This window comes from Variovorax atrisoli (assembly GCF_014195185.1).
Taxonomy (GTDB): domain Bacteria; phylum Pseudomonadota; class Gammaproteobacteria; order Burkholderiales; family Burkholderiaceae_C; genus Variovorax; species Variovorax atrisoli.
The window spans coordinates 38,682-64,853 of record NZ_JACIBG010000004.1; the positions used below are offsets into that span (position 1 = coordinate 38,682).

Annotated in this window: 17 protein-coding genes; all 17 read right to left on the reverse strand. The window is 70.1% G+C overall.

The window, feature by feature from the left end:
• Positions 1–15 precede the first annotated feature (15 nt).
• Positions 16–2,745 (reverse strand): type VI secretion system ATPase TssH, encoded by a 2,730-nt coding sequence (gene tssH / locus FHY06_RS15460; RefSeq protein WP_126183929.1) that lies wholly within the window; start codon positions 2,743–2,745, stop codon positions 16–18.
• On the reverse strand, positions 2,742–3,869 hold the full coding sequence (gene tssG, locus FHY06_RS15465) for a type VI secretion system baseplate subunit TssG (protein WP_311733699.1): 1,128 nt from the start codon (positions 3,867–3,869) through the stop codon (positions 2,742–2,744). Before tssG ends, tssH begins: the two co-directional genes overlap by 4 nt.
• Positions 3,866–5,758, reverse strand: coding sequence for a type VI secretion system baseplate subunit TssF (tssF, locus tag FHY06_RS15470; protein WP_184605710.1), 1,893 nt, complete (start codon positions 5,756–5,758; stop codon positions 3,866–3,868). The genes tssG and tssF overlap by 4 nt, the downstream gene beginning before the upstream one ends.
• 111 nt (positions 5,759–5,869) lie before the next feature.
• A complete protein-coding gene (tssE, locus tag FHY06_RS15475) occupies positions 5,870–6,382 on the reverse strand; it encodes a type VI secretion system baseplate subunit TssE (RefSeq protein ID WP_019655691.1) in 513 nt (170 codons plus the stop codon).
• Positions 6,375–7,214 carry a type VI secretion system accessory protein TagJ gene (locus FHY06_RS15480; RefSeq protein ID WP_126183931.1) on the reverse strand — a complete coding sequence of 280 codons (840 nt, stop codon included), beginning with the start codon at positions 7,212–7,214 and terminating at the stop codon, positions 6,375–6,377. The genes tssE and FHY06_RS15480 overlap by 8 nt, the downstream gene beginning before the upstream one ends.
• Positions 7,215–7,303: 89 nt before the next feature.
• Positions 7,304–7,861, reverse strand: coding sequence for a type VI secretion system tube protein Hcp (locus tag FHY06_RS15485; RefSeq protein ID WP_019655689.1), 558 nt, complete (start codon positions 7,859–7,861; stop codon positions 7,304–7,306).
• A 48-nt stretch (positions 7,862–7,909) separates the two neighbouring features.
• Entirely contained in the window at positions 7,910–9,928 is a 2,019-nt protein-coding gene (locus tag FHY06_RS15490) for a caspase family protein (RefSeq protein ID WP_184605711.1), read from the reverse strand.
• Positions 9,929–10,077: 149 nt separating this feature from the next.
• A complete protein-coding gene (locus tag FHY06_RS15495; RefSeq protein WP_184605712.1) occupies positions 10,078–11,283 on the reverse strand; it encodes a hypothetical protein in 1,206 nt (401 codons plus the stop codon).
• A gap of 27 nt (positions 11,284–11,310) precedes the next feature.
• A complete protein-coding gene (locus tag FHY06_RS15500) occupies positions 11,311–12,060 on the reverse strand; it encodes a hypothetical protein (RefSeq protein ID WP_126183934.1) in 750 nt (249 codons plus the stop codon).
• Positions 12,061–12,226: 166 nt separating this feature from the next.
• Entirely contained in the window at positions 12,227–13,873 is a 1,647-nt protein-coding gene (gene mltA / locus FHY06_RS15505) for a murein transglycosylase A (protein WP_184605713.1), read from the reverse strand.
• Between the two features lie 54 nt (positions 13,874–13,927).
• Positions 13,928–15,886 (reverse strand): serine/threonine-protein kinase, encoded by a 1,959-nt coding sequence (locus FHY06_RS15510; protein ID WP_184605714.1) that lies wholly within the window; start codon positions 15,884–15,886, stop codon positions 13,928–13,930.
• 819 nt (positions 15,887–16,705) lie between these two features.
• A complete protein-coding gene (tagF, locus tag FHY06_RS15515) occupies positions 16,706–17,359 on the reverse strand; it encodes a type VI secretion system-associated protein TagF (RefSeq protein WP_184605715.1) in 654 nt (217 codons plus the stop codon).
• Positions 17,356–20,958: a type VI secretion system membrane subunit TssM gene (tssM, locus tag FHY06_RS15520; RefSeq protein WP_184605716.1), complete on the reverse strand. Its 3,603-nt coding sequence runs from the start codon at positions 20,956–20,958 to the stop codon at positions 17,356–17,358. Before tssM ends, tagF begins: the two co-directional genes overlap by 4 nt.
• Positions 20,955–22,325: a DotU family type VI secretion system protein gene (locus FHY06_RS15525; protein ID WP_184605717.1), complete on the reverse strand. Its 1,371-nt coding sequence runs from the start codon at positions 22,323–22,325 to the stop codon at positions 20,955–20,957. Before FHY06_RS15525 ends, tssM begins: the two co-directional genes overlap by 4 nt.
• Positions 22,326–22,446: 121 nt before the next feature.
• Positions 22,447–23,778: a type VI secretion system baseplate subunit TssK gene (gene tssK / locus FHY06_RS15530; RefSeq protein WP_019655681.1), complete on the reverse strand. Its 1,332-nt coding sequence runs from the start codon at positions 23,776–23,778 to the stop codon at positions 22,447–22,449.
• Between the two features lie 189 nt (positions 23,779–23,967).
• The gene (locus FHY06_RS15535; protein WP_184605718.1) at positions 23,968–25,029 is read right to left on the reverse strand and encodes a phosphate/phosphite/phosphonate ABC transporter substrate-binding protein; all 1,062 of its coding nucleotides are present in this window, start codon (positions 25,027–25,029) and stop codon (positions 23,968–23,970) included.
• Positions 25,026–26,063: a phosphate/phosphite/phosphonate ABC transporter substrate-binding protein gene (gene phnD / locus FHY06_RS15540; RefSeq protein ID WP_019655679.1), complete on the reverse strand. Its 1,038-nt coding sequence runs from the start codon at positions 26,061–26,063 to the stop codon at positions 25,026–25,028. Before phnD ends, FHY06_RS15535 begins: the two co-directional genes overlap by 4 nt.
• Positions 26,064–26,172 lie beyond the last annotated feature (109 nt).

A 26,172-nucleotide genomic window follows, 5' to 3' on the forward strand; every position in this document is an offset into this window, starting at 1 on the left:
TCTTGGGGAGGGATCTCAATCGAAGGCGTAGGTGAAGTCCGCGTCCTTCACATCCAGCGCCACGCGGCGGATCTCGCCGCCCGAGGCCAGCCGCTGCAGGTACTCGACCGAGATCGTCGGCAGCACGGTGTTGGTCAGGATCGCGTCGATCACGCGCCCGCCCGACTCCGGGTCCTGGCAGCGCGCGACCACCTGGTCGACCACCGCGTCGCTGTATTCGAAGGGCACGCCGTGGTTGGTTTCCACGCGCTTCTTGATGCGGCCCAGCTGCAGCCGCACGATCTTCTTCATCATGTCCGGCGACAGCGGGTAGTAGGGAATGGTGACGATGCGGCCCAGCAGCGCGGGCGGGAACACCTTCATCAGCGGCGCCTTCAGCGCATCGGCCAGCGCATTCGGGTCGGGCAGCAGCTCGGGGTCGCGGCACATGCTCATCACCAGCTCGCTTCCGGCGTTGGTGGTCAGCAGGATGATGGTGTTCTTGAAGTCGATCATCCGGCCCTCGCCGTCTTCCATCCAGCCCTTGTCGAAGACCTGGAAGAAGATCTCGTGCACGTCGGGGTGGGCCTTCTCCACCTCGTCGAGCAGCACCACGCTGTACGGGCGGCGGCGCACCGCCTCGGTCAGGATGCCGCCCTCGCCGTAGCCGACGTAGCCCGGCGGCGCGCCCTTGAGCGTGGAGACGGTGTGCGCCTCCTGGAACTCGCTCATGTTGATGGTGATGATGTTCTGCTCGCCGCCGTACAGCGCCTCTGCCAGCGCGAGCGCGGTCTCGGTCTTGCCCACGCCGGAGGTGCCGCAGAGCATGAACACGCCGATGGGCTTCTGCGGGTTGTCCAGCCGCGCGCGCGAGGTCTGGATGCGCCGCGCGATCATCTCCAGTCCGTGCTTCTGGCCGATCACCCGCTGGTTGAGCGTGTCGGCGAGCTTGAGCACCGCCTCGACTTCGTTCTTGACCATGCGGCCGACGGGAATGCCGGTCCAGTCGGCCACGACCGAGGCCACGGCCTGCTCGTCGACCGAAGGCAGGATGAGCGGCGATTCGCCCTGCACCGCGTGGATTTTCGCCTGCAGCTCGTGCAGCTCCGCCAGCAGCGCGGCACGGTCTTCGCCCCCTCCGCCGCTGGGGGAGGATTGGGGCGGGGGCACGTCGGCCTTCGCCCCGCCCTCGGCCTGCGGCGAGTCCACCGGCTTGTTCCCCGCGCGCAGCTTGCTGCGCAGCTCCAGCAGCCGGTCGACCAGCCCCTTCTCTTCCTGCCAGCGCGCGTTCAGCGCATCGAGCTGCACCTTCGATTCGGCCAGCAGCGCGGCCACCTGCGCGGCGCGTTTGGTCACGTCGATGCCGATGGCTTCCTCGCGGCCGATGATCTCCTGCTCCACCGTCAGCCCCTCGATGCGGCGCATGCAGTCCTCCACCTCGGGCGGCGTGGCGTGCTGCGACACGGCCACGCGCGCGCAGGCGGTGTCGAGCAGGCTCACGGCCTTGTCGGGCAGCTGGCGCGCGGGAATGTAGCGGTGGCTCAGCTTCACGGCCGCCTCGATGGCCTCGTCGAGCAGCTGCACGCGGTGGTGCTTCTCGAGCACGCTGGCCACGCCGCGCAGCATCAGGATGGCCTTGGTCTCGTCGGGCTCGGGCACCTGCACCACCTGGAAGCGGCGGGTGAGCGCCGGGTCCTTCTCGATGTACTTCTTGTACTCGGCCCAGGTGGTGGCGCCGATGGTGCGCAGGTTGCCGCGCGCCAACGCCGGCTTGAGCAGGTTGGCCGCGTCACCTGTGCCGGCCGCGCCGCCCGCGCCCACCAGCGTGTGGATCTCGTCGATGAAAAGGATGATGGGCGTGGGCGAGCTCTGCACCTCGTCGATCACCTGGCGCAGGCGCTGCTCGAACTCGCCCTTCATGCTCGCGCCGGCCTGCAGCAGGCCGATGTCGAGGGTGAGCAGCTTCACGTCCTTCAGCTGCGGCGGCACGTCGCCGCGCGCCAGGCGCTGCGCGAAGCCCTCGACCACGGCCGTCTTGCCGACGCCGGCCTCGCCGGTCAGCAGCGGGTTGTTCTGGCGGCGGCGCATGAGGATGTCGACGATCTGGCGGATCTCCTCGTCGCGGCCGGTGACCGGGTCCATCTCGCCCTTCTTCGCCTTCTCGGTGAGGTCGACCGCGAACTTCTTCAGCGCATCGCCCTTGCCCATGGCGGCCGGCGCCATCGCACCGGACTCCTCGCCGGGCGCGCCGCTGCCCATGCCGGTGCCGTCCTGCGCGCGCATCTGCGCCTCGGGCGAGGCGTCGCAGATCTTCGCGAAGTTGTCGGACAGGTCCTCGACCTTGATCTTCTCGAACTGCTTCGACAGGCCGAACAGCGGGTTGCGCAGGCTCTGCGTCTTCAGCATGCCCACCAGCAGGTAGCCGGTGCGCACCTGCGCCTCGCCGAACTGCAGGGTGGCGTAGGTCCATGCGCGCTCGATGGCGTTCTCGATGTGCGGAGAGAAGTCGCTGATGGCGGTGGCACCGCGCGGCAGGCGGTCGAGCGCGGCCGTCATGTCCTTGGCGATGACCGACACGTCGAGGCCGTAGTGCTGGATCACGCGGTGCAGGTCGGAGTCCTGCGCCTGCAGCAGCTGCGCGAACCAGTGCTCCAGCTCCACGTAGGGATTGCCCCGCATCTTGCAGAACACGGTGGCGCCTTCGATGGCCTTGTAGGCCAGCGAGTTGAGCTTGCCGAAAAGGGCGGTGCGGCTGATTTCACTCATGAGGGACTCCGTATCTCTTCTGGACGAATGAAGGTGGGTTTGTTGAAAGACTGGCTGGCGATGCGCACGTCGGCGGCGTCGCGCGAGCGCCTGCGCTCGCCGAGCCACGACACCCAGCCCAGGCGCGGCGCGCTGCCCTTGGCCGCGCCCAGTCGGGTGGCGGGCACCTGCGCCTTCTCGAGCACGAGCTCGGCATCCCACTCGAGCTCGTCGCCGAGCAGCTGCTGCATCCAGCGCTGCAGCACGGGGCGCGCATCGCCGATGGGCAGGAACATGCGGTACTGCTCGATCGTGAGCGGACCGAGATGCAGGCGCACGCGGTGCTGGCGGTCCCATGCGCGGGTGCCGAGCATGGCGCCCATGCCCATGGCGCGCGAGCTCTCGCCCTGCCCCAGCCGCGTGAGCTCGCCTGCGGGCAGGCTCATCCAGTGGCCGACCCAGCGCTCCAGCTTCACCGGCACGCCGAAGTAGCTGCACAGCACCGACTCCACGCTCTCCACGTTGTGCACGCGGCGCGCGAGCCAGCCCGAGAAGTGCAGCCGCGCGTCGTCGTGGATCTCGTCGCGCCCCACGCGCCCCGGTGCACCGATGCCCACCAGCGCGCCAATCTGCAGGCGGAAGCGATCCTCGCCCGGCCTGTCCAGCGCCACCGCGGGCCGCGACTGGGCCCACGCGCGGTAGAAGTGCAGCGAGAAGCGGTGCGAGAAGCTGTCGAGAAAGGCCAGCCACGTCGGGTCGCCATGGTTCAGGCTGCGCTCGCGGATGAAGTCGCTCAGGTGCACCGGCAGAGGCCCGTTGGGGCCGATGTAACCGAAGAACTGCTGGCGCAGGCGCGGCGGCGAATGCGCGGTCGCGGGCTCGAAGCGGCTGAAGCTCGCCGGCGCGAAAGAGAGCGACGGCTCCTGGCCCACGCGCACCGGCTCGGCGCCGGGCAGCAGCGCGCGGCCCCAGCGCGGCGTGGTCCTTGCGACCGATTCGAGCCGGCGCATCACCGCGAAGTAGTCGAAGGCCCAGGGCTCGGCCGACCAGCCGCGCAACGCCGCATCGACGCGGGACTGCACGGTGCCCCCGCCCTGCTCGGGCGCGCGGGCCGTGCCGGGCGCACCGGCAGCGGCAGCGGTCACAGGATCTGCCGCGTCCCGCACAGCGGCCTCCAGCGCATGATCTCGCCCTTGCCCGCGATGCGCAGCACGGTCTCGACGAAATGGTTCACCTCCACGTGGCGCGAGAGAAAACGCGCCAGCACGGCACCGAAGAGGAAGCTGCTGTGGCCGTGGAAGGCGTCCTTGTCGACTTCGAGCGTCACCTCCAGCCCGCGGCCGAAGGCGATCGGCCCCTTCATCGGCAGGCGGCGCGCCACCGGCTTGCACTTCACCGACAGCAGCCCACGCACCTGGCCCTGGCGCATCTCGTCGGCGTGCACCGCGTAGAGCATCAGCGTCTCGCGCAGCGCGGCAGCGCCCTGCTCCGGCGTGCTGTCGGACAGCGACAGGTAGTTGAGCGCGAGGTGGTCGACCACGCGCCAGCCCAGCCCCTGGCTCACCACCGGCGACACCGGCCGCGATGGCCCGCGTACCATGCGCACGCGCTGCACGGGGAAGGAATCGACGCAGTCGAAGTCGTTCTCGCGGCCCAGTGGCATCAGCAGCGGCAGGTCGCGGTTGGTGCACAGCGCGGTCACCGCCAGCTGCCGCAGCGTGGCCGCGTACGGCGCCTGCTGCGGATCGACGATCTGCATGTAGACCTCGGAGCCGATGTGGCTGCTGCGGTGGCCCTCGGTGCGCTGGCGCACCGACAGCATGCGCGGCTCGCGCGTGACCGTGAAGTAGGCCGGATGACTCAGGCGGCTGCCGTGGAAGGCCGAGTAGAAGGGCCGGAACGGCTGCTCGGCCGCCGCCGCATCGGCGCCCGGCGTGCCGTGGCCGATGACCTCGGTGACGGTGTGCACCTCGAAGTCCTGCGGCCGCGTGCGGTCGGGCACCAGGTGGAACTGGCTCACGCCCTCGTTCAGCGGCACGCGGTCGAGCCGCTTGCTGAAGAGGTTCACCGCGGGCACGCAGTGCAGCAGCACGTTGTCCGCGCTCACGAGCTTCTCGAGGGCCGCGTCGCCGCGGGAGAAGAGCAGCACGATCTCGACCTCGCCCACCGGCATCTGCGCCAGCAGCGCCTTGAGCCCGCCGATGCGCACGAACTGGAAGCGCTGCGGGAACGCGAAGTACTCCTGCAGCAGCCTGAAGCCCGAGAAGCCGGTGGCGGTGACTGGCAGCAGCGCCTCGTCGTCCTCGAAACCGACCGCGCCGATGGCGCTCGGCGGCAGACTGCGCGGCGTGCCCTGCAGCGCGCCGCCCGGACCCAGCGGCCGCACCAGCACGCCGATGGGCTGGCCCAGCGCGCACTCGTGCAGTTGCCAGGCCACGTCTTCCGCGCCGCCGAAGTGCAGCACGAGGTCGTCGAGCGCGATCTGGCTGAAGTCCAGTCCGGCGGTGGCGCGCAGCACGATGCGCAGGCCGCCGCGGATCGCGCGCGACTGCGGATGCGTGTTCAGCGGCAGGTCGGGCGCATAGGTGAAGTACTGCGCGCGCTGCACCTCGACGGGCCAGATGCGCAGGGCGCTGGCGGTGCGGAACTCGCAGTGCGTGTTCTGCCCCACCGCCTGCCGCGCGCGCAGCCCGCTGCCGCGCGGCAGGCTCGGGCCGGTGGCGAGGTTGGCGTCGTCAGGGTCGGGCGCGAACGAGACCACCACCATCGCCGGCGTCGGCGCGAGGAAGTGCGGATAGACGATGTCCAGCAGGTGGCCGGTGAAGCGGGGGTATTCGGCATCGAGCTTCAGGCCCACGCGCGCCGAGAGGAAAGCAGTGGCCTCGATCAGCCGCTCCACGTACGGATCGGCCACCTCCTGGCCTTCGATGCCGAGCCGATGCGCGATCTTCGGAAATGCGCGCGCGAACTCCGATGAGCTTTCGCGGAAGTAGCGCAGTTCCTGTTCGTACAGACTCAGCAGTCTGGGGTCCATCACTTCACTCCGGGAAGGCGGCCGCCGCCGGGCCGCCCCAAGGCGGGCCGCGCCTCCCCCTCGGGGGGTGGCGAATTACACGAAGCGCAGCGCAGTGAAAAGCCGGGGGGCTCATAACTTCTGCGCCATGTCCACTATCTCGATGCGACCTTCTTCCAGGTCTACGCGGCTTCGCATCAGGAACTCCAGCGGCACGGGCTGTGCCCACAGCATGCCGCGGATCTGCAGGCCGATGCTGTTGTGCGAGTCAAGTGCCGGGCCCTCCATGATGAGTTCGACTTCGAGTGTTCGGGACAGGATGCGCGGCTCGAACTGCAGGATTGCGTTCTTTAAAGCCTGTTCCATGCTGACACGCTGCACCGACGAGGTGAACTGGCCAGACAGCATAGGCAATCCGTAGTTGATGACCGAGCGCGCCGCATTCGGGTACTGCCTGTCGTCCATCGAGAGGCCGTAGCCGGTGGCGTTGAAGAGCCAGCCCAGGTCGCGCAGCACGGCCTGGCGCAGCGCCTGCTTGGTCAGCGTGCGCTTGTCGTCGCTCTCGCGCTTCTCGTCGGGCGCGTTGTCGACGAGGCGGTCGAGCAGCGAAGGCTGCAGCCGCTCCTGCGCGGTGAGCTCAGCCATCGACGGCACCTTCGGCAGGCACCTGCGCCTCGGCTTCGGCGGGCGTGAACAGGATCTCGCGCACGTCCATCAGCGCGTACTCGTTGCCGTCGCTGCTGCTGAGCACGCGCTGGCCATAGCCGGCCCATACCTCGGGGCGCAGTTCGCGCCACTCGGTCTTGCGTGCGAGGCGCAGTTCGCCGTCTTCCTGCTTCTCGGTGCCCTCGTAGCGCGTGGGAACGAGCGCGAGCGTCTCGCCGCCGTTCTCGAACTGCAGGTGCGCGGGCATCCACACGCAGTCGCGCAGGTCCTCGGGCGGCTCGATCTTGATGTGCGCGAGGCGCGCGTACGGGATCCAGTAGTACTTGCCGTTGACGAAGGCCTCGAGCACCGGGCCCAGGCGCATGTCTGCATCGGCCAGCCACTCGAAGGGCTTGCCGTCGATGGTGCCGCCGATGGCGGGCGCGCCGTCGAAGGCGCGCTGCCGCAGGTCTTCGGCCAGCTCGCTCTCGCCGCGGCCCTGGCGCAGCAGCGACTCGATGAGCAGCGCCAGCCATTCGTCGGGCTGGCCGAAGATCATCGGCGTGCGCGTGCCGGCGAACACCTCGGCGCGCAGGCCCTCGCAGCGCACGGCCTCGCCGTAGACCTGCTTCATGGGCACGGCCAGCGCGTCGAGCTCGGCCGCCACCGTGAGCTGGTTGAGCGCGCGCTCCCACTGCCCCAGCACGCACAGCAGCTGCGCCATGAACACGCGATGCTTGCTGTCCGAGGGCTTGGCGCGCACGTCGTCGCTCAGTGCCTTGAGGGCGGCTGCAGGGTCGGCGGCCTTGAGGAATTCGGCGGCGGTGGTCATGGTGTGCGGCTCCTTGGGGCTGGGCTGATGAACGTGCGGACTGGCGTGCGGACAAGCGTGCGGAGGAAGGGGCGGGGAAAACGGGCGGCTCATGCGCGCGTGAACTGGCATTCGCGCACCGCGCCGCGCAGGCCGGTGGTCTTCTGCGGGGCCGAGCGCACCTTCACCGTTCGGTAGCTGATGGAGATCAGCTCCGAGGGCACGCCCCAGTGGCCGCCCGAGCTCAGAACCAGCCGGCAGATGCGCGCGTTCTCCAGCACCATCTCGAAGGTCGACTGCGCATCGGGCGAGCGTTCGTCGCCGCCGGACTTGAAGGCGCTGATCATCACCTTCAGGTCTTTCTCCTGCGCGCGCAGCAGGCTGGCGATGGTGGCGGTGGCCGCGTCGCTGCGGCGCGCGACGATCAGGTTGTTGGGCACCACCTGGTTCTGGCTGGAAGACTCCGGCACCTGCACCGACCAGTAGTAGCCGCCGATGCTCAGGCGCGCCTTGCCGTCGTCGAAGCTGCGCTCCAGCTCGCCTTCGACGGGCGCGCCCTTGTTCTCGATCAGCATGACCAGGTCGGTCTCGGACGAGCCGGTGCCGATCAGTTCATAGAACTGGCGGGCGTCTTCAGGGCTCCAGGAGCCGTCGTCTAGGAATGCCATTTCTCACCTCCGGAAATCGATGGAACAAAAAAAAATGAACTGAAGACCTCATGGCCTGGCCCCCGCGTCCGCCGTGCCGCTCCTGCGCAGCAGGGCCGCGAACACCTGGCGCTCGGCGCTCTCGGCCGGCGGCTGCCCGCCGCGCACGCGCACTTCCGACACGTCGGCCTGCGCCTGGCCCACGCCGAAGAGGCGCGGCGCGCTGTAGGGCGTGGCGGGCACGGCCATGACCAGCAGGCGCGCGTCGCCCGCCGCATCGAGCCAGGGCAGGTCGAAGCGCTTCACCGAGGGCTGCTCGGGCGTGCCGCGCTTGAAGCGGTTGGTTTCGCCGGACTCGTCGGGGTACACCGACTGCAGGTTGCCGCGCGCATCGATGCCGGCGATGACGAGGTCGAGCGAGCGGCCGCTGGTGTTGCGCACGTTCAGGCGCACGCGCTCGCCGGCGCGCGCGGCGGGCAGCGCGTTGGCCGTTTGCGCAACCGGCACGCTGCGCAGCAGGCGCTCGCCGCTCCAGACCTCCAGCGCGGCATCGAAGCCGTCGAGCTGGCCGTCCTTGCCGTAGCCCTGCAGTTGCGAGAGCCACTTGAGCTGCGCCAGCGCCTGCAGGCGGCGGCGCAGTGCGGCGGTGTCGGGCAGCACCACGGCGGAGACGCTGGCACCGAAGAGCGGCGCGAGCAGTTCGAGGCGCTGGCCCGAGGGGCCGAGGTCGGTCCAGCGCACGTCGGCGGTGGCCGTGTCGTCGGCCGCACGGATCGCGGCCGGGTAGTCGAGGCTGAGGCCGGCGGGCAGCGGCTTGTCGGCGCGCACGCGCAGCGCGGTGGCAGCCGGCTCGCTCATCGGCGTGGCGCTCCAGAAGGCGCTGCCCGGCACGTCCTTCAACGCGGCGGGCACGCCGAGCCATGCGCCGCCGAGCTTGATCTGCGCCACGGTGGCGGTCGCCCCGCGCACGGTGCCGTCGTCGAGCGTCGCGAGCACGCGCAGCTCCTGCTGCTGCGCCAGGCCGTCGAGCAGGCCGGCCTTGATGGCCAGGCTGTCGCCGCTGCGCTGCGCGCGCCACACCGGCCGCGTGGATGCGGGAGCGCCGCTGTTGGCGAACAGCGGCGCGTCGAGGTTGCCTTCGGCCACCGGCGATGGAAGCTCGCGCGTGGGGAAGCGCTGCGACAGCTCGTCGATGACCGGCGGATACAGCGCGAGCACGCCGTCGAAGAGCTCACGCCACGTGGCGGGTCTTCGGGAGAGGGCCTCGACCATCGCCCAGGTCAGCAGTCCCTGCGGCCTGGCGTTGCGCGCCTTGCGCGGCAGGCGCAGCTCCGGCGTGATCTGGTGGCTCTCGGATGCGAAGAAGGCGACGTAGCGTGCGCGCGGCACGGCCTCGGCCGGCAAGGGCGGTGAAAGCTGCCGGGCGGGTGGCGCGCCGCCGACGAGCTGCGTCGCGCGCAATCCACGCCAGCGCACTTCGTCGTCGGGCGGGCCTTCGGCGGTGGGCGGCGCATCGGCGGTGCCGCGCGTCATCGAGTTGGCGGAGCAGGTGTCGAACACCGAGGCCACGAACACGTTCTTCGCGAGGAAGGACTGGATCCACGCATCGAAGTCCACGTCGCGCAGGTCGCCCGCGAGGGCGTTGTCGCTGCCCAGCGTGCCGCGCACGTCGCGCGCGAGGAAGTTCTCCGACAGCCCATCGGGCTCCTGGTAGCGCTTGACGATGTCACGCAGCCGCGTGCCGTGGCCGGAGAAGTACAGCAGCACGAAGTCGCCGCTTCTCGACTGCGCGAGCAGCTTCGCCAGCGCCTCGTGGATGGCCTGCGACTCGGGCAGCGCCGCGCCGCTCACGCCGTCGGCGAGCACGGCGATGTCGGAAGAGCCGAAGCCCTGCTTCAGCAGCGCATCGCGCATCAGCATCACGTCGTTGCGCGGCGCCTGCAGCCACAGCGCCTGCGGCTGGTTGACCAGCTCCGAGACGCCGACGAGCAGCGCGCGCTGCGTGGCGAAGGCGAGGCTGCCGCAAGCGCACAGCCACAGGATGAGCAGCGCCTGCAGCAAGCGCAGTTGCCTCGTGCCTTCCACCATCGAAGGAAGCCTGCGCTGCTGTCTTGCTTCTTTCCACTCCGGGGGACGGTCGGGCTGGCGACATGCAGGGCGCCCGACGCGTACGCCGCGTGCCCCCACCCCTGCCCTCCCCCAGAGCGGGAGGGAGGAAGACGGGCGGGCGCTGCGGGTCATGGCCGCTGCTCCCCGGCAGGCCCGAGCGGCCCTGCCGATTCGACCAGCGGCGAGGCCGCGAGCACGGCCAGGGCCTCGACGGGCTCCGGCACGCGCAGGCGCCATGCACCTTCGCCGCCCGGCCCGCCCACCACGTCGGCCGAGATGGACTGCAGCAGCCGGTCGGCCTCGTCCATGCGCACGCCGGGCTTCCAGCGCACGACGAGGTCGGCGCGCGCCGGCGCGGCCGCGGGCGCCGTGGGCACGGCGCGGAAGCGCACTTCGTCGTCCTCGGGCGCATCTCTCCCGCCGATGAGGCCGACGTTCTGGATCACCACGACCAGCGCCAGCACGGCAAAAGCCGGGCGAGCCCAGCCTTCGGCGCCGAACCAGCGGCGGATGCTGCCCCACCAGCCGCCCTCGGGGCCGGGCTGCGGCCGCGCACGCGGTGGTGAAGGCGAAGAGGAAGTGGCCGAAGCGGAAGGCGAAGCCTCGCCGGCCTGGGGCCGCGTCAGCGCGGTGCCTAGCTCCAGCCCGACGTCGCGGTACAGGTCCTGGTAGTCGGTGCGCGGGTCTTCCGGTCCGAGCGGCGTGCCCGACAGCACCGAGAAGACGCCGCCGCCCACGCCGCGCAGCGCGATGCGCCCGGGCTCCGGCGCGATGGCCGGCGCCGCGCGCGCGGCCCATTCGTCGTGCACCGCGCGGATGGCCGCGAGCCGCGTGGCCGAGATCTCGCCCAGCACGCGCGCGCACAGCTGCGGACTGGATTCGAGCGTGATCACGTTCCATGTCTGGATCACGCCGAACATCGGCTCGAAGGGATCGTCCTCGGGCTCCAGCAGCACGTCGAAGGCACCGGCCCAGTCGGCCTCGCCGGCAGCCATCCAGCCCTGCCAGAGGTCGTCGTGGATGCACCGGTCCAGCAGCACGCCGAGCAGCCGGCCCCGGTAGATCACGCTGACGAGGCGGCCCGGCGCCCAGCGGGCCGGGAAGGCGCGCTGGGCGACCGCCTCGCGGCGCCGGGCCAGTTCGGTGAGGGGCAGGAGCAGGTCGGACGCTGCTGCGGCGGCGGGCACGGCCGTCGTTCCCGGCGGCGACCCGGGCATGGCCACGGTGGCCGCGGCGGGCGCGCCTTCGGGCCCGGCGTCCGGCATCGCGGCCGCGCCGGTCGTTTCCAGCGCGTGGCGTATCACGCTGAGCGGGGGCCAGAGGTCGTGGGTCATGGCGTCTGTTCCTGAATGGCTATGTCTTCAGGCGTAAGACGCTTCAGCACCGAGGATTTTGAAAACCTGCAGGATCGCCGCCATGTTGTCGGGCTCGATGGCGATGCCCAGCGTCTGCTGCAGCCAGCCGCCGAGCCGGGTCTTGGCGTAGTCCGCCGTGAGCCCCTCGCGCTTGTGCACGAGGCCCAGTCGGCCCGCGCGGTAGTGGTAGGAGGCGATGGCATGCCGCGAGGCGATGCCCGAGAGCCCGCCTTCGGCCTCCTTGCCGAAGCCCTCGCACAGCAGCAGCCGCTCGGGCTCGGGCAGCCCGGCGATGAACTCGCGTGCGGCCTGCTGCACGGCCTGCATGCTCAGGCCGTGTTCGGCGAGGCAGCCTTCGAGGTCTTCGTCGGGGCCGATCTCGTCCTCCAGCTGCGCCTCGGTGATCTGATCGCCGATGGAGAGCTTGCGGCGGAAGGCGCTCGCGCGCGTGCAGTCGATGAGGTAGCGGCGGAAGTAGGCGCACAGCGCGAAGGCGGTGGACGGCGCGCTGTGGCCCGCGCGCTCGTCGGCCTCGTCGGGGTCGGCATCGAGCCGCAGCACCTTCACGTAGATGAACTGCGCCACCAGCTCCTGCCGGCCCTCGCCCAGCGCCTGCAACTCGGGCGGGTTGCAGGCCACCAGCGCCCCGCCGACGATGCGGTACATGTCGCCCATCTCGCCGGGCGACAGCGTCTGGCGCCGCCGCCACAGGCGAACGAGCTCGCTGCTCTCCGCGGACGACAGCGTCTCGATCATGGGCTCACCCCCAGGCTGCGCGCACTTCGTGTCGCTTCGCCAACCCCCTTGCAGGGGGCAACACCGGCGGCCCGGCAGAGCCGGTTCCGCGGTGTTCCCCGAACGGGCCTGGCTTCGCCGGCCAGCGGGATGACCATTGGCCAGGGGGCTTGCATCCTTCGATCCTTCAGTCGTCGACGCAGCTGCCTTCGGATGGCACCAGGCACTGCGGCAGGTTCGCGCCCACCGGTCCGCCGCGCGTGCGGATGGTCGAGGACACGGCGGCCTGCGCCACCGCGAGGCCGCGCGGCAGCAATATCCAGAGCTGGCCGCGCTCCTTCATGCGGCGCGCGTTGGTCGCGGCCTGCTGGCCGTTGCCGAAGAAGTAGTCGGCGCGCACCGCGCCGCGGATGGCGCCGCCGGTGTCCTGCGCGATGGTCAGGCGCTGCATCGGCGCACCGCTGCCGGGCGTGCGCGTGGAGACGAACACCGGATAGCCCAGCGGCGTGCTGCGCGGATCGACGGCGATGGAACGCCCCGCCGACAGCGGCACGCCGAAGGCACCCACCGGTCCGCCCACGGGCGAAGGCGATTCCTTGAAGAACACGTAGCTCGGGTCCTTGATGCCCGAGCCGCTCACCGCGCCGGCCGCCGGACGCCGCCCCGGCACCACCACCGGCCCGCTGGCCACCGGCCGCGCGAGCGTGAAGCCGCGCGTGCGAATGGTGCCGTCGGCCACCCCGCCGATGTCGCTGTCGTCGTCGCCGTCGTCGAGCTGCAGTTCGATGGACGAGCCGCGCACCTTCACCGGGCTGCGCGGCTTGCCGTTGGCGGCCTGCGCGAGCGTCGGGCGGAAGGGCTGGCCGTTCTGCTCGGCATAGGCCACGCGCACGATGTCGCCGTTGGCCATGCGGATGCGGCCCGAACCCTGGATCTGCATCTCGTACAGCGCGGTGGCGCTGCTCACGAAGGCCAGCACCTTGGCGTTGGGCGCACCCTTGGTCTCGATCTCCTCGCGCGTGTAGTACGGCAGCAGCTGCTTGCCTTCGATGCGCAGGCGCACCTTGCGGTCGAGCGTGTCGCGCGAGATGGCCGAGAGGTCCAGCGCATAGAGGCCCGGCGCGCCCATGTCGCGCGTGCTCAGGCCGGTCTGCACCACCACGTTGCGGCCTTCGACGCGGGCCGCCACGGTGCCGTTGCCCGGCGGCAGCTTGCGCGCGTCGGCGAAGAGCATGTCCTCGGGCTGGCCGTACACCGGGTAGATGAAGGGTGCGCCGTACTGGCGAGCACCCGCGATCTCGGGCTCGAAGTAGCCGGTGACCACGCCGTCGGGGCGGCGGTCGTCGTCGCGGATCTGGTAGGCCGAGAACTCGCTCTCGAAGAAGCCCCGGATCGCGTTGTTGTTCTTGCCGTCGACCTTCTGCGCGCGGTCGCACACCGACCTCCATTCGGCGCCGCGGCCGTTCAGCACCTTGCAGCTGCCGAGGAAGGCGGGCCAGCTCTCCGAGAAGTCGTCACGCGACCAGCCCGGCACCGAGTCGAAGCTTACCGAGGTGTAGGTGGCGAGCTGCGTCGAGAAGGTGCGGGCCTGGCCGGCCAGGCTCGCGCCGGGAGGCGGGCGCGACGCTGCGGAGTCGGTGCTCGCGGGCGTGGGGGCGGCAGCGGTATCGGTGGCGGCCGGCGGAGGCGCGGCGCAACCGGCCAGCGATGCGATGGCGGCCGCGACGCTCCAGCGGAGCGCGCGGGCGAAATGGTCGCCGCGCCGCCGGGATGGCTGTTGTTGTTCTCGTTGTTGTCGTTGCTGCTGCTTCTGCGGTTGCGATGCGGTCATCATGAAAGCCTCCTTGTCCTGAGAGTCACGGCACGAAGGCCGACGCTCTGCAGACGATTACTTCTCGACGATTTTGAAATTGCCGACGCCGTAGACGTCGTTGCATGGGGTGTTGGGCGCGCACACCGGCTTGCCCAGCAGCGGCGAGGGACCGGTGCCGCGCGTGGCCTCCAGCGCGGCGAGAACGGGCAGCGGGAACACGGGGAACACGCCGTCGTTCTGCACGCCGGCGGCGCTGAAGTCGCGCTCGTGCTCGCTCACCAGCACCGCGAACTGGTCGGTGCCCGCCGGCCCGCCCGCATCCATCGGCCACGAGGCGCGCGGCAGCGACAGCGTGCCGCCCGCGGTGATCTTGTTGTACTTGTCCAGCAGGTTCGGGAACAGCAGGAACATCTCGCCGCCGCTCGAGAGAAGAAACACGTAGACGAAGCCCTCGCGCTTGCTGCGGACCTCGAAGGCGAGCCGGTCCTTGCCGATCGCGACCTCGGCCTTCTTCGGCGTGGCCGTCACGTCGAAGCCCGGCGTGGCGCCGGTCGCGAGCGACTGCAGCGACTCGGCCGGCGTGCGCGGCGCGGGAGGTGGCGCGGGCGCAGGAGGTGGTGGAGGCGGCGGCGGCGATGGCGCCTCCGCGACCTTGGTGTCGGGAGGCGGTGCCGGCGTGCTGGTGACCACCGGCTTGTCGTCCGCGCCGCCGCGCCCCTGGAACCACCACCATCCGCCGCCGGCCGCCACCGCAAGCAGGGCGACGCAGGCCAGGGCGATGGCCGTCTTGCCGCCGCCGCTGCCGCTGCCGGTGTTGCCCTTGCCGCCCTTGTTGCCCGCCGGCGCAGGCGCAGCGGCGGGCGCCTTCGCCCCGCCGCCCGACTTGCCGGCGATGACCGTGGCCGCATCCGCATTCGAGCCCATCGACGTACGTCCGCCCGACGAGGACGAAGGCGGCTGCGTGCGCGGCACCGGCGCGATGCTGTGCCCCACTTCCAGGTCGAGCGCTGCGCGCAGATCCGCCATCGACTGCGGACGCTGCTCTGGCCGCACGCCCAGCCCCGCATCGATCGCCTCCAGCAGCCGCGGGCTGTAGCGCTTGCGCAGGATCTCGTTGCCCGCGAGCGGCACGTAGCTGTCGGACAGCAGGCGCGCCACCGAAGGCGGCGGCGCACGGCCGCACACCGCCACGTGCATCACCGCCGCGAGCGCGTACACGTCGGTCCATGCGCCCTGCGACATGTCGGGCATCTCGGCGTACTGCTCGATCGGCGCGTAGCCCGGCTTCAGGATCACCGTGATCGCCTGCGTCTTGTCGGTGATCACGCGCCGCGCCGCGCCGAAGTCCAGCACCACCGGCCGGCCCGAGCCTTCCAACAGGATGATGTTGTCGGGCGCGATGTCTCGGTGGTAGCAGTTGGCGTTGTGCATCACCGCGAGCGCCTGCGTCACGCCGTCCATGATGCGGATCAGCCAGGCCTCGTCGACGCCCGCGGGGATCGACACAAGCGCCTCGCGCAGCGTCTCGCCGCGGTAGAAGGGCATGACCATGTAGGTCGTGCCCTTTTCCTGCCAGAAGCGGTAGACCTTCAGCAGCGACGGGTGGTCGAACTGGGCCAGCAGGCGGGCTTCGTTGATGAAGCTGCGCATGCCGAGGTCGAAGGTTTCGCGGTGTCTTTCCGATAGCGGAACTACGGTGCCGTCGCTCTGCCTTGCCGACAACGAAGTCGGGAGGTATTCCTTGATCGCTACGACGCGCTCCAGGGTGTGGTCCCAGGCTTCGTAGACGACGCCGAAGCCACCCTGGCCGATGACTCTTGTGATCTCGAATTCGGCCAGGCGGCTGCCTACGGGGAGGAGGCCTGCCTCCGTTGCGCCGGTCGCTGGGCTGGTTACCGGGGTCGAGCCTGGCCTGCTCGTGGGGGCGCCTGCCGTGATTACTGTGGCTGAGGTGTCGCCTGTTGTCGTTGGCTGCGACGGCGGGGTTGATTTGGGGACTACGCGGGTGCGGTCGTCTTCGTTGGAGTCGGTCATTGACTGGCTCCTTCTTTGGTTGCTTGTTGGGTGGCTTGTCGTGTTTGCTTCCCGGGGCCAGGTCTCGGCCCGGCGGCCGACTCACTTTCTTTTGCTTCGCCAAAAGAAAGTAAGCAAAGAAAAGGCGACCCCGCTGTCTGCGACCCCTTCGCTGCGCTACGGGGCAACCTGCGGTGCTCGCGTTTCGCGGGGTCTCGCCCAAACTCGCTTCGCTCAGACAAGGGCGAGCCCTGATCCGCGAAACGCTGCGCTCCTCGGCGCAGCCAGAGGGGATTGCAGACCTGCGGGCCATCGCTGCGCTCGGCCTCCAAGGCACTGCAGGCGCTGCGCGCCTGCAGTGCTTGGAATGAGGAGGTGGCGCAGTTTGGATTGCGAGGGCTGTCAGCACCGCTCGTGCTGCTGGTCCTGTGTATCCCGTTGATGCCGCTCGTGCCGTCGATGCCGATGGTGCTGCTGATGCCGCTGCCCCCGCTAGCGCGACCAACATCAGCCCCGCCCCTCCATCCCCCGCCGAGCGAAGCAAAGGCCCGTCCAGGCAATCCAAGGGCCGAGCGAAGCGATGGCCCGCCCCACTCCCTTCTGGCTGTGCCGAGGAGCGCAGGCGCAGGAGGGATCAGGGCCGCAGCTGTTTGAGCGAAGCGAGTTCTGCGGACCCCCTCCTGCGCCGAGCACCGCAGGTTGCCCGTAGCGAAGCGAAGGGACACAGACAGCAGGGTCGCCTTTTCTTTGCCTACTTTCTTTTGGCGAAGCAAAAGAAAGTAGGTCGCCCGCCGGGGCGAGACCCGGCTCCGAAACCCAAAAAAAGAAGAGGCGTACATCTCACCCCTCCTCGGCAAAGCCCAGAAACAGAGCTTCAAACTGCTCATCCCGAGGCAACCCGGTACTGAGCATCCTGACCCCGTTCTCGACAGAAGGATCGCCAAGCCACAACGATGTCCCCGCAAGCGGCAAATCGAGAGACTCCACGCCCCCTTCCCGAACATCGGAAGAAGCACCGGAATCCGCAGCGAACAACCGCTGCAGCACGGCATCGAACCGCACCGCATCCAGATCCCCATCCAGCCCTTCCAAAGCGGCCTGCGTCGCAAAAGCCCACCACCTCAACGCAGCAGCGAGCGCCTCACCCTGCAAGCACCCAGGCAGCGAGGCATCCAGCTCGACGGCAAGGGCAAAGGGAAAGTACCGTCCCACCCCATCCACGGAAGGCATGAGCACCCCGATCCACGCCTGGTCGCCAGCCACCTGCCGCCCCAGCGCAAAGCACCAGATGGGCGCTTCGAGATACCGCTCGGTCCAATCCGCCCGATCCCGCAGCCGCGACATGCCCCGCTGCAGCCACTGGTCCCACACGGCACGGAAAGCCTCAGGCAGCCGCCGATGCGCGAAATCCCCCATGCCAGGCAATTTCCCGAACCACCCGGGCAGCGCAGTGGCGGAAGCAAGCAGCGATGACGAAGAGGACTCGACGCTCACAGCCCCTCCGGACATGAGAACTCGCGCAGCTCGCGCAGTCGGATCGGGTGCTGCACGCTGTTGGTCGTCACCTCGAAGCGTGTCTTGCGCGCGCCGACCTGGAAGGTGATGAAGAACTTCTCGGGCGCGTCGCCCGCTTCGAGCTGGCCGTCGTCGAGCGTGCGGAAGAGAGCCCACGGGCCGTCCACCGCGGAGCCGGAGCTGCCGGTGGTCGAGGGCGGGCTGACCTGGATGCGCACCTGGTTGCTGCCCTTGGGGCCGGGCCACTGCACGGCCATGGGCACGACGGGGCCGTGCGCGTATTTCACGAGCTGGCCGTCGACGTCGAGGATGAACTGGGTGATGCCCGCATCCATCTCCACCGGCTTGAAGTCCAGCCGCATCGACGGGCCCCGGCCGCCGCCGCGGAAGAAGATCTCCTTGATGCGCGCGGCGCGCTCGAACTGCGCGATCGCCTGGGTGGTGATGGCGCCGCGCTCGGCCACGGGCTTGTAGCGCCACGGGCGCGTGCTGGTGTCGACGATGGCGGCCAGGCGCTTCTGGAAGAAATCGTCCATCAGGCCGCCGGGGCCGAACATCTGGCCGAAGTCCTCGGGCAGCACGTCGCGCTTGCTGCTCTGCACGAAGGGATAGCGGCCAGCGATCGCACGCGCGCAGAACTCGGTGACGGGGCGCAGGTCCTGGCTGAGGTTGCCGCGCTCGGCCACCTGCGCCTGCGCGGCGCCGGCCTGGCTCAGGTTCTCGACCATGGAGCGCACGGGCTCCGGCAGGCGGCCGGCGTCGGACTTGAGCTTGCCGGCCACGTCGCCCGGCGGCGGCGAGGTGCGGCCCTTCACAGCCGTGTCGACGGCGTTGAGGTACACGTAGACCTCGTTGAAGAGCTTCAGCGCGTCGTCGATGGGCGCCGGCTGGTTGGGGCCGCCCGCGGTGACGAGCCGGCGCAGCGCCTCGAATCGGTCGTCCACGATGCTCTCGATGCGCTTGCCTGGGGCCACCTGCCGGCCGGGGTCGGCGCCGAACAGGTCTTCCAGGCCCTTGCGGGTGTTGCGCACGGTCTCGGTGGCCTTGCTGACCACGTCCTTGTTGGCGTCGGCGGCGGGGATCAGCGTGGTCTGCTTGACCACGGCGCGCAGGAAGTTCGCGAGCGGCGAATCGACGCCCGAGAGGATGCGCGCGGTCTCGATGTTCTTCTCCAGCCCGTTCACGCGGATCAAACGCACGTCGGCCAGCAGCGCCTCCCATTGCTTGACGTACTCCTCCAGGTAGAGGCGGCGCACGCGGTCGGTCAGCGCGCCGAGCGCGGCGGCGTCGCGCAGGCGGTCGGCGGCGTTGCGGTCCTGGCCGAGCACCCACGGGTCTTCGTTCGCGAGCAGGCCGGTGAGCACCACCACTTCGTTCTGGAAGCGCTTGTGGTAGCCGTCGTAGGTGAACATGCCCGGCACGCCCTCGGACAGCGGCTTGCCGCTGATGCGCTCGAACACCAGCGGACCCGACGGGCCGGTGGCTGCCGCCACGCTGAAGGCCGGGATGTCCTTGCTGGCGCGCTGGCGCTTGAGGCGGCTGAACACGCGCTGCTCCAGCGGATAGCTCGCGAGCACGGCGCGCACGCTGCGCACAAGGTTCTCGTCCATCTTCAGCGGCGAGCGCGGCGGGCCCTGGGCGATGAGCACGTCGAGCTGGTCTTCCAGCTGCTTGCGCTGGTCCTCGGGAATGCCGCGGTCGAGGTTGCGCGCCCAGTCGAGCGTGATCCAGGCCTTCAGCGCCTCGGCGTCGAAGTGCTCGGGCTGGTAGAGCATCAGGTAGCTCTTGAGCGCCTCGTAGGTGAACTCGAGGTTGTCCTTCTGCGCGGTGCGCAGCTGGTCCTCGATGCGCTTGGCGATCTGCGGCAGGAAGGCGTCGTTGAGCGCACGCTGGTGCGTGAGCATGGCGGCGGCGTCGAGCTTGTCGCCCTGGTAGAGGCCCAGCGTCATCGACAGCGGCTCGTCGCCCTGGCGGTTCTCGGGCGTCTTCCAGATGTCGCGCAGGCTCTGCAGCACGGGCGCGACTTCCACCAGGTTCTGCACGCGCGCGGGCAGCGCCGCGAGGTTCTGCCGGGCGGGCTCCACGCGGGCCTCGACCGACTTCAGGTAGTTCATGTTCTGCAGCGTGCTGTAGCCCCAGGCCGCGAGCAGGCCGACGGTGACCAGCGTCATCGCCGTCACGCCGATCACGCGCAGCGTGTGGCGGCGGCGCTCCAGCTTCACGTCGGCGCCGGCCAGGCGCTGCTCGGGGAACACCACGTCGCGCAGCAGCGAGGTAAGGAAATAGCTGCGCCCGCTGGACTTCTGCGGCGCGAGCATCGCGCGCTCGATGCCGAAGCTGCGCGCCAGGCTGCCCATCACGCGGTCGATGGGACTGCCTTCCTGCGTGCCGCTGGTGAAGTACACGCCGCGCACCCACGGCGGCTGCGCGAAGCGCGAGCCGGTGAACACCTGCTCCAGCAGGTCCGAAAGCAGCGGCCCGATGGAGCCGAACTGCGCGGGAAAGCCGAAGATCGCCGCGCGGCGGTTGCCGTCGGTCTCGCGCTGCATGCGCGCGATGAGGCCGTCGTTCACGCGGTTGTGCAGCAGCGCGAACTCGCGGTTGAAGGCGGCGGAGAGTCCCTTCTCCTCCACCTGCAGGTTCTCGTCGGCCGGCAGCGTGAAGCCGAAGACCTGCGCGCGCTGCTCCTTGCCGAGGTCATCGAAGTAGTCGGTGAAGCCGTAGAGCAGGTCGCTCTTGGTGACGAGCACATACACCGGCAGCCGCGTGGTGAGCTTGCCGTCGAGCTCCAGCAGGCGCGCGCGGATCGATGCCGCGAGCTGCGTGCGCGCCTCGGGGCCCTGGCTCAGCAGGTCGGCCACGCTGACGGTGAGGAACACGCCGTTCAGCGGCCGGCGCGGGCGCACCTTCTTCAGCAGCCCCAGGAAGCCTTCCCACGCGCTCTTGTCTTCCGACTGGTGGCTGTCCTGCGTGGTGTAGCGGCCCGCGGTGTCGATGAGCACCGCCTCGTCGGTGAACCACCAGTCGCAGTTGCGCGTGCCGCCCACGCCGCGGATCGCGCCGGGACCGAACTTCTCGGCCAGCGGGAAGCTCAGGCCCGAGTTGACCAGCGCGGTGGTCTTGCCCGCGCCGGGCGCGCCGATGAACACGTACCAGGGCAGGTCGTAGAGATAGCTGCCGCCCGATATGGAAAGCCAGTCGCGCCAGCCCGGCTTCCTGCCGGCGGCGTGCAGCCGCATCTGCTTGAGCGTGGCAACGGCCTCGCTGAAGCGCGTGTCGAGGATCTTCTGCTCGCCGTTGACCGGCGCATCGGCCTTGGCGGCCGGCGCCTTCATGAGGCCGTCGGTGAGGTGCCGGCTCGCGCGGCGGGCGCGCCAGCGGCGGTACAGCGCGCGCAGCACCACGACGAGCACGATGACGCCGATGACGATGGCGCGCGTGGTCTCGCTCTCCAGCGGCGCGAGCGAGCCGATCTTCACCAGCGGGCCGATCCACCAGATCAGCAGCGCGACGACGATCAGCGCCAGCAGTGTGAGCAGCAGCGGGCTGAAGAGGAAGCCGAAGATTTTCTTGATCATTTCGTCGCTCCCGTGGCCGGAGCAGGAACGGCGGCCGGCGCGACAGCAGTCGGCGCGGGTGTGACGCCCTCGGGGCCCGTCAGCAGCACGATCTCGACGCGGCGGTTGCGCGCGCGGTTGGCCGGCGTGTCGTTGGGCGCCACCGGCTCGGCGTCGGCCTTGCCGTCGGAACGCATGCGGGCCGGGTCGACCAGCGTGGAAAGCGCGCCCTTCACCGCATCGGCGCGCGCGGCCGACAGGTGCCAGTTGGACGGATAGCGCAGCGAGCGGATCGGCTGGTTGTCGGAGTGGCCGGTGATCAGCACCTCGCCCTTCACCTCGGACAGCGCCTGGCCGATGCGGCGCAGCACCGGCAGCGACTGCGGCATCGGGTCGGCGCTGCCGGAGCCGAAGAAGGAGTCGCCGCGCAGGCGCACCAAGCTGCGGTCGGCCTCGTCGGTCACCGTCACCAGGCCCTGCTTCACCTCGGGCTCGAGGAAGCGCGCGAGGCGCGGCGTCTTCGCCGGCAGCGCGGGCGGCGCGATCTGGATGTTGGGCGCGCGCAGGCTCGACACCGCGGCGTAGGTGGTGTCGGAGCGGTGGTTGAGCGTGAGCCGCAGCCCGAACCATGCGAGCGCCAGCAGCAGCGCGAAGCCCGCTGCGAACACCCACAGCGGCAGCGACTCGCGCAGCCGCACCGTGCCGGCGCCCTGCCCGCGCCAGTGCGGCGAGAGCTCGGCTTCCACGGGCGGACGGTCCTTCGCGATGAGGTCGGCCAGGCGCTGGCGCACCGAGTCGAGCTGCGCGCGGCCGTTGTCGATCACGCGGTAGCGGCCCTCGAAGCCGAGGGCGAGCACGCTGTAGATCAGCTCCAGCAGCTGGCGGTGCGTGGGCACGTCCTGCGCGAGCTTGGCCAGCAGCTGGAAGACCTTCTCGCCGCCCCAGGTCTCGTTGTGGAACTGCACCAGCAGGCTCTGCTTGTTCCAGCCGGCCTGCACGCCCCAGGGCGTGTTGGCCACGGCCTCGTCGAGCGCGGTGCACAGCACGTAGCGCGCGGCCAGCACCGATTCGTTGCCCACGCCCGCACGGCGCGCGCTTGCGTCGAACTGGTTGACCGCATCGGCGGTCGATGCACGCAGCGCCGGCACGTTGGGCGGCTGCGCGAGGTTGCGCAGCTTGCCGATCAGAACCAGCAGCTTGCCGGCGGCCGACACCAGCGGATTGAGCAGGCCGAGCTCACCAACGTCGGCGGCGGGTGTCGGATCGGCCCCTCCGAAGAAAGGCGCAGGCGCGGGCGCACTCGGCGTGCCCGCCGGCGTGCGCGGCTTGGGCTTGATGACCGTGCGCTCCGACTCGAAGGCGGCGAAGGGATCGGGAGGTGTGCTCATGATGGCTCCACGCTGACGGCGCCGATTCGTGGAATGCCGCGGAACCGGCCTTGCCGGGCCACAGGCGTTGCGCCCTCGAAGGAGGTTGGCGCAGCGGCACGAAGTGCGCGAAGACTGGGGGTCATGCTCGTATTGCCCAGAACTGGAGATCGAGCCCGGGGAAATCGCCCGCGATGTGCATCGCGATGCCCCCCGACTGCTCTAGCTGCCGCCACAGGTCGCTGTTGCGCGTCTCCAGCTCGAAATAGCTGGCGCCCGTGTGGAAGGGGATCTGCCTCGGCGCCACCGGCATCGGCGTGAGCGTGACGCCCGGCAGCGCGAGGTTGACGAGGTCGCGGATGCGCTCGACCGGCCCGATCTTGACCTGCGTGGGAAAGCGCGCGCGCAGCGCCTCGCTGGGCATGCTCGCACTCACCGCGAGCACGAAGGTGGCCTTGCGCTGCAGCTCCACGTCGGTGACCACCGCCACGCGCACACCGTGCTTGCGGTCGTGCAGGTCGATGCGGATGGCCGACTGCTCGAACACCATCGACAGGCTGCGGCGCAGGTCGTCCATGAGCGGACGGAAGCTCATCGCGAGGTCGTCGTGGATGTAGGGACCGAAGCGCGACACGCGGCGCGAGTCGCGAAAGCTCGCGAGGTCGCCCGCAAGGCCCAGCGCATGCTCGAAGAAATGCTGCGGATGCAGCATCGCGCTCTTCGCGAGGTGCGCGAAGACGGCCTCGTTGCGGTTGACGGCCTGCAGCAGCATGAAGTCGGCGATCTCGGCCACGCCGCCGGTGCCGCCCTGCGTGAGCCGGCCGGCCAGCGCCTCGCCACGCTGGCGCAGCAGGCCCAGCAGTTCGTCGAGCCAGGCGCGGATGACGGCATGGCCGGCCACGTCGAGCAGCGGCGGCAGCATCGCGCGATCGAGCTGCACCTGGTTGTCGACGCGGCGCTCGACCACGCGGGCCACGCCGAGAGTGGTCCACGCATCGGTGGCCTCGCTCGCGCGCATCAGGCGCGTGTGGAGCTGGCCCAGCTGCAGCATCGCGGTGCGCTCGCCGGCGGTGTTGGAGTCGGGCACCTCCGACTCGAGCACGCGGTGGCGCACCAGCTCCTCATACTCTTCCGCGTCGGCCTCGCGCGCGCCCGCGCGGCGCAGCGGCAGCGCGAGCACCACGGCCTCGTCGCGCATGGTGGATGGAATGTCGATGGGCTCGGGCAGCGGGTCGACCGCAGGCATGTCGAAGACGGTGCCGTCGCCGAACAGGCCCACCGCGCGCACCAGCGCCAGCTTGCCCAGCGTGAGCGCGGCCGGGTCGATCTCCAGCTCGGCGAAGCCCCAGGCGTAGGGTGTGGTGGAACGCAGCAGCACGTGCCGCGCGTGATCGGCATGACGCTCGCTCTGCTGCAGGTGCTGAGGCTGCAACAGCATCCCCTCGCTCCAGACCACTTTTGTTCGCCAACTCATCCGCACTCCGTCAACGGCAAGGGTTGCCTGAAAGAAACACGAAGTTTCCGGCTCGGGGGGCTGGTGGCAAATCCGCCTTAAGGCCTAGCTAACGGCCTAGGCAGGGGCTCTGGAGCTACGGCGAAGGGAGTAGAGATTCGCCCTGCGCAGGCGGGCGGCCCGGCGGCCGGGCAGCGGAGGACGGACGCTTCAGCGGGAGGCGGGCCGCAGCATCTCGACCTGCTCGGCGTAGGTCTTCTCGATGCGCTGCAGCCGCTGCTCGCGCGCGGCCTCGTTGACCCACGCGGCGGCCATGGCGTGCTGCCTGCCGAGCTGGCGCTCCAGCTGCGCCTGCGGCAGCAGCGCGCTGTCGTCGGCGGCGATGTAGCCGTAGGCCGCGCGCAGGCTCTTGAGCACCTCGCGCTCGGCGTCGCCGCGCGTGCCCTTGGCCTTGCCGTAGCCGGTCAGGAAGTTCTGCAGCCGCGCCTGGAACTCGGGCGGGAAGTCGCGCCGCACCACCATCTGCGCGCCGGGCGGCGGCTGCGACTCCCAGATCACCTTCAGCCGCTCGGCCTCGATGGGGAACTGCTGGCGGAAGCGCTCCAGGTCGGTGGTGTTGTTGGTCGCCACGTCGGCGTCGCCGTTGGCCACGGCCAGCGCGGTGGCCTGGTGGGTGCCGACGAACTCGCTGCGAAAGCGCGTCTCCATCTCGATGTTGTTCGGCAGGAAGAGCTGGCTCTGCGGCACGATGAAGCCGGTGACCGAGCGGCTGTCGCCGCGCGCCAGGCGCCACTTCTCGGGCTGCGCGAGCAGGCCCTCGAGCGTGTTGAGCGGGCCTGCCTTGCGCACCAGCAGCACCGCGCGGTGCTCGGGCATGCCGGGGTGCCGCGCGATCTGCGCCACCACCTTCATGCGACGCTGCATCACGGCGTCCAGCGCCATCTTTCCGGAGAGGAAGGCCATGTCGATCTCGTCGCGCCCGATGGCGCGGTCGAGCTCTTCGTAGGTCGGCACCGAATACATGCTGACCGGCATGCCGAGCGCGCGACCCAGGTCGTTCATGAGCGGCGTCCACAGCGCGCGCGACTCGACGGTGCCGCCCAGCGGCAGCACGCCGAAGCGAAGCATCCGGATGGCGGGCGACGGCGCGCCCTTCTCGGCCGGCGCCACCGCGGCTCCTGTCGCCGTGCCCTGCTGCGCCACGGCCGGCATCGCGATGAGGAAGGCCAGCAGCACGGCGACCGCGCGCCGCAGCCCGGTGCGCAGCGTCATGGCGACACGTCCTTCAGCACGCTGACCTGCTCGGCGTAGCCGCTCTCGATGCGCTGCAGCCGGGCTTCGCGCGCGGCGTCGTTCACCCACTGCGCGGTCATGGCGTTCTGCTTCGCGAGCTGGTAGGCCAGCTTGGCGGCCGGCTGCAGCGAGCTGTTGTCGGCCGCCACGAAGCCGGCCAGATCGTGCAGCGACTTCAGCACCACGCGCTCGGCGTCGCCGCGCGGGCCCTTGCCGCGCCCGTAGGCCACCAGGAAGGCCTGCACGCGCTTGCGCAGCTCGGGCGTGTATTCGCGCCGCACCACGATCTGCGCATGCGGGATCAGGTCGGACTCCCATAGCACCTGCAGCCGCTCGGTCTCGGCTGGAAAGCGCGTCTTGAAGCGCTCGAAGTCGGCGGTGTTGTTGGTGGCCACGTCGGCCTCGTTGTTGGCCACGGCCAGCGCGGTCGCTTGGTGGGTACCCACGATCTCGCTGCGGAAGCGCGTCTCCATCGCGATATGGTTCGGCAGGAAGAGCTGCAGCTGCGGCACGATGAAGCCCGACACCGACTGCTTCTCGCCGCGCGCGAGCCGCCAGCGATCGGGCTGCTCCAGCAGGTTCTTCAGCGAGTTGAAGGGCGGCGCCTTGCGCGACAGCAGCAGCGCGCGGTAGCCCGGCAGGCCGTCATGGCGCACCACCTGCGCCACCACCTTCATGCGCCGCTGGGTGACGGCGTCGAGCGCCATCTTCCCGGAGAGGAAGGCCATGTCGACCTCGTCGCGCTGGATGGCCTGCTCCAGCGCCTCGTACGAGTTGACCGACAGCACGCTCACCGGCCGGTTGATCGCGCGGCTGAGCTCGGCCAGGAGCGGGTCCCAGTCGCTGCGCGATTCGAACGCACCGCCCAGCGGCAGGATGCCGAAGCGCACCGGGCCGTCCAGCGGATTGACCTGGGCAGGCGCCGCGAGGGGCAGCGCCGTGAGCAGCGCCAGGGTGCCCGCGCGGAGCACGGCGGCTGAGAACTCGGCGAATCGGCGCAGGGAAGCCAGCATTTCTGAAGCGAAAGACATAGGGCCGGCGCGCATCGGCGGGTCTAACATGGGCAGCGCGGACGCCATTAAATATCAATTGCAAACATTTGTTGTGATGTTTTTCCCAGCT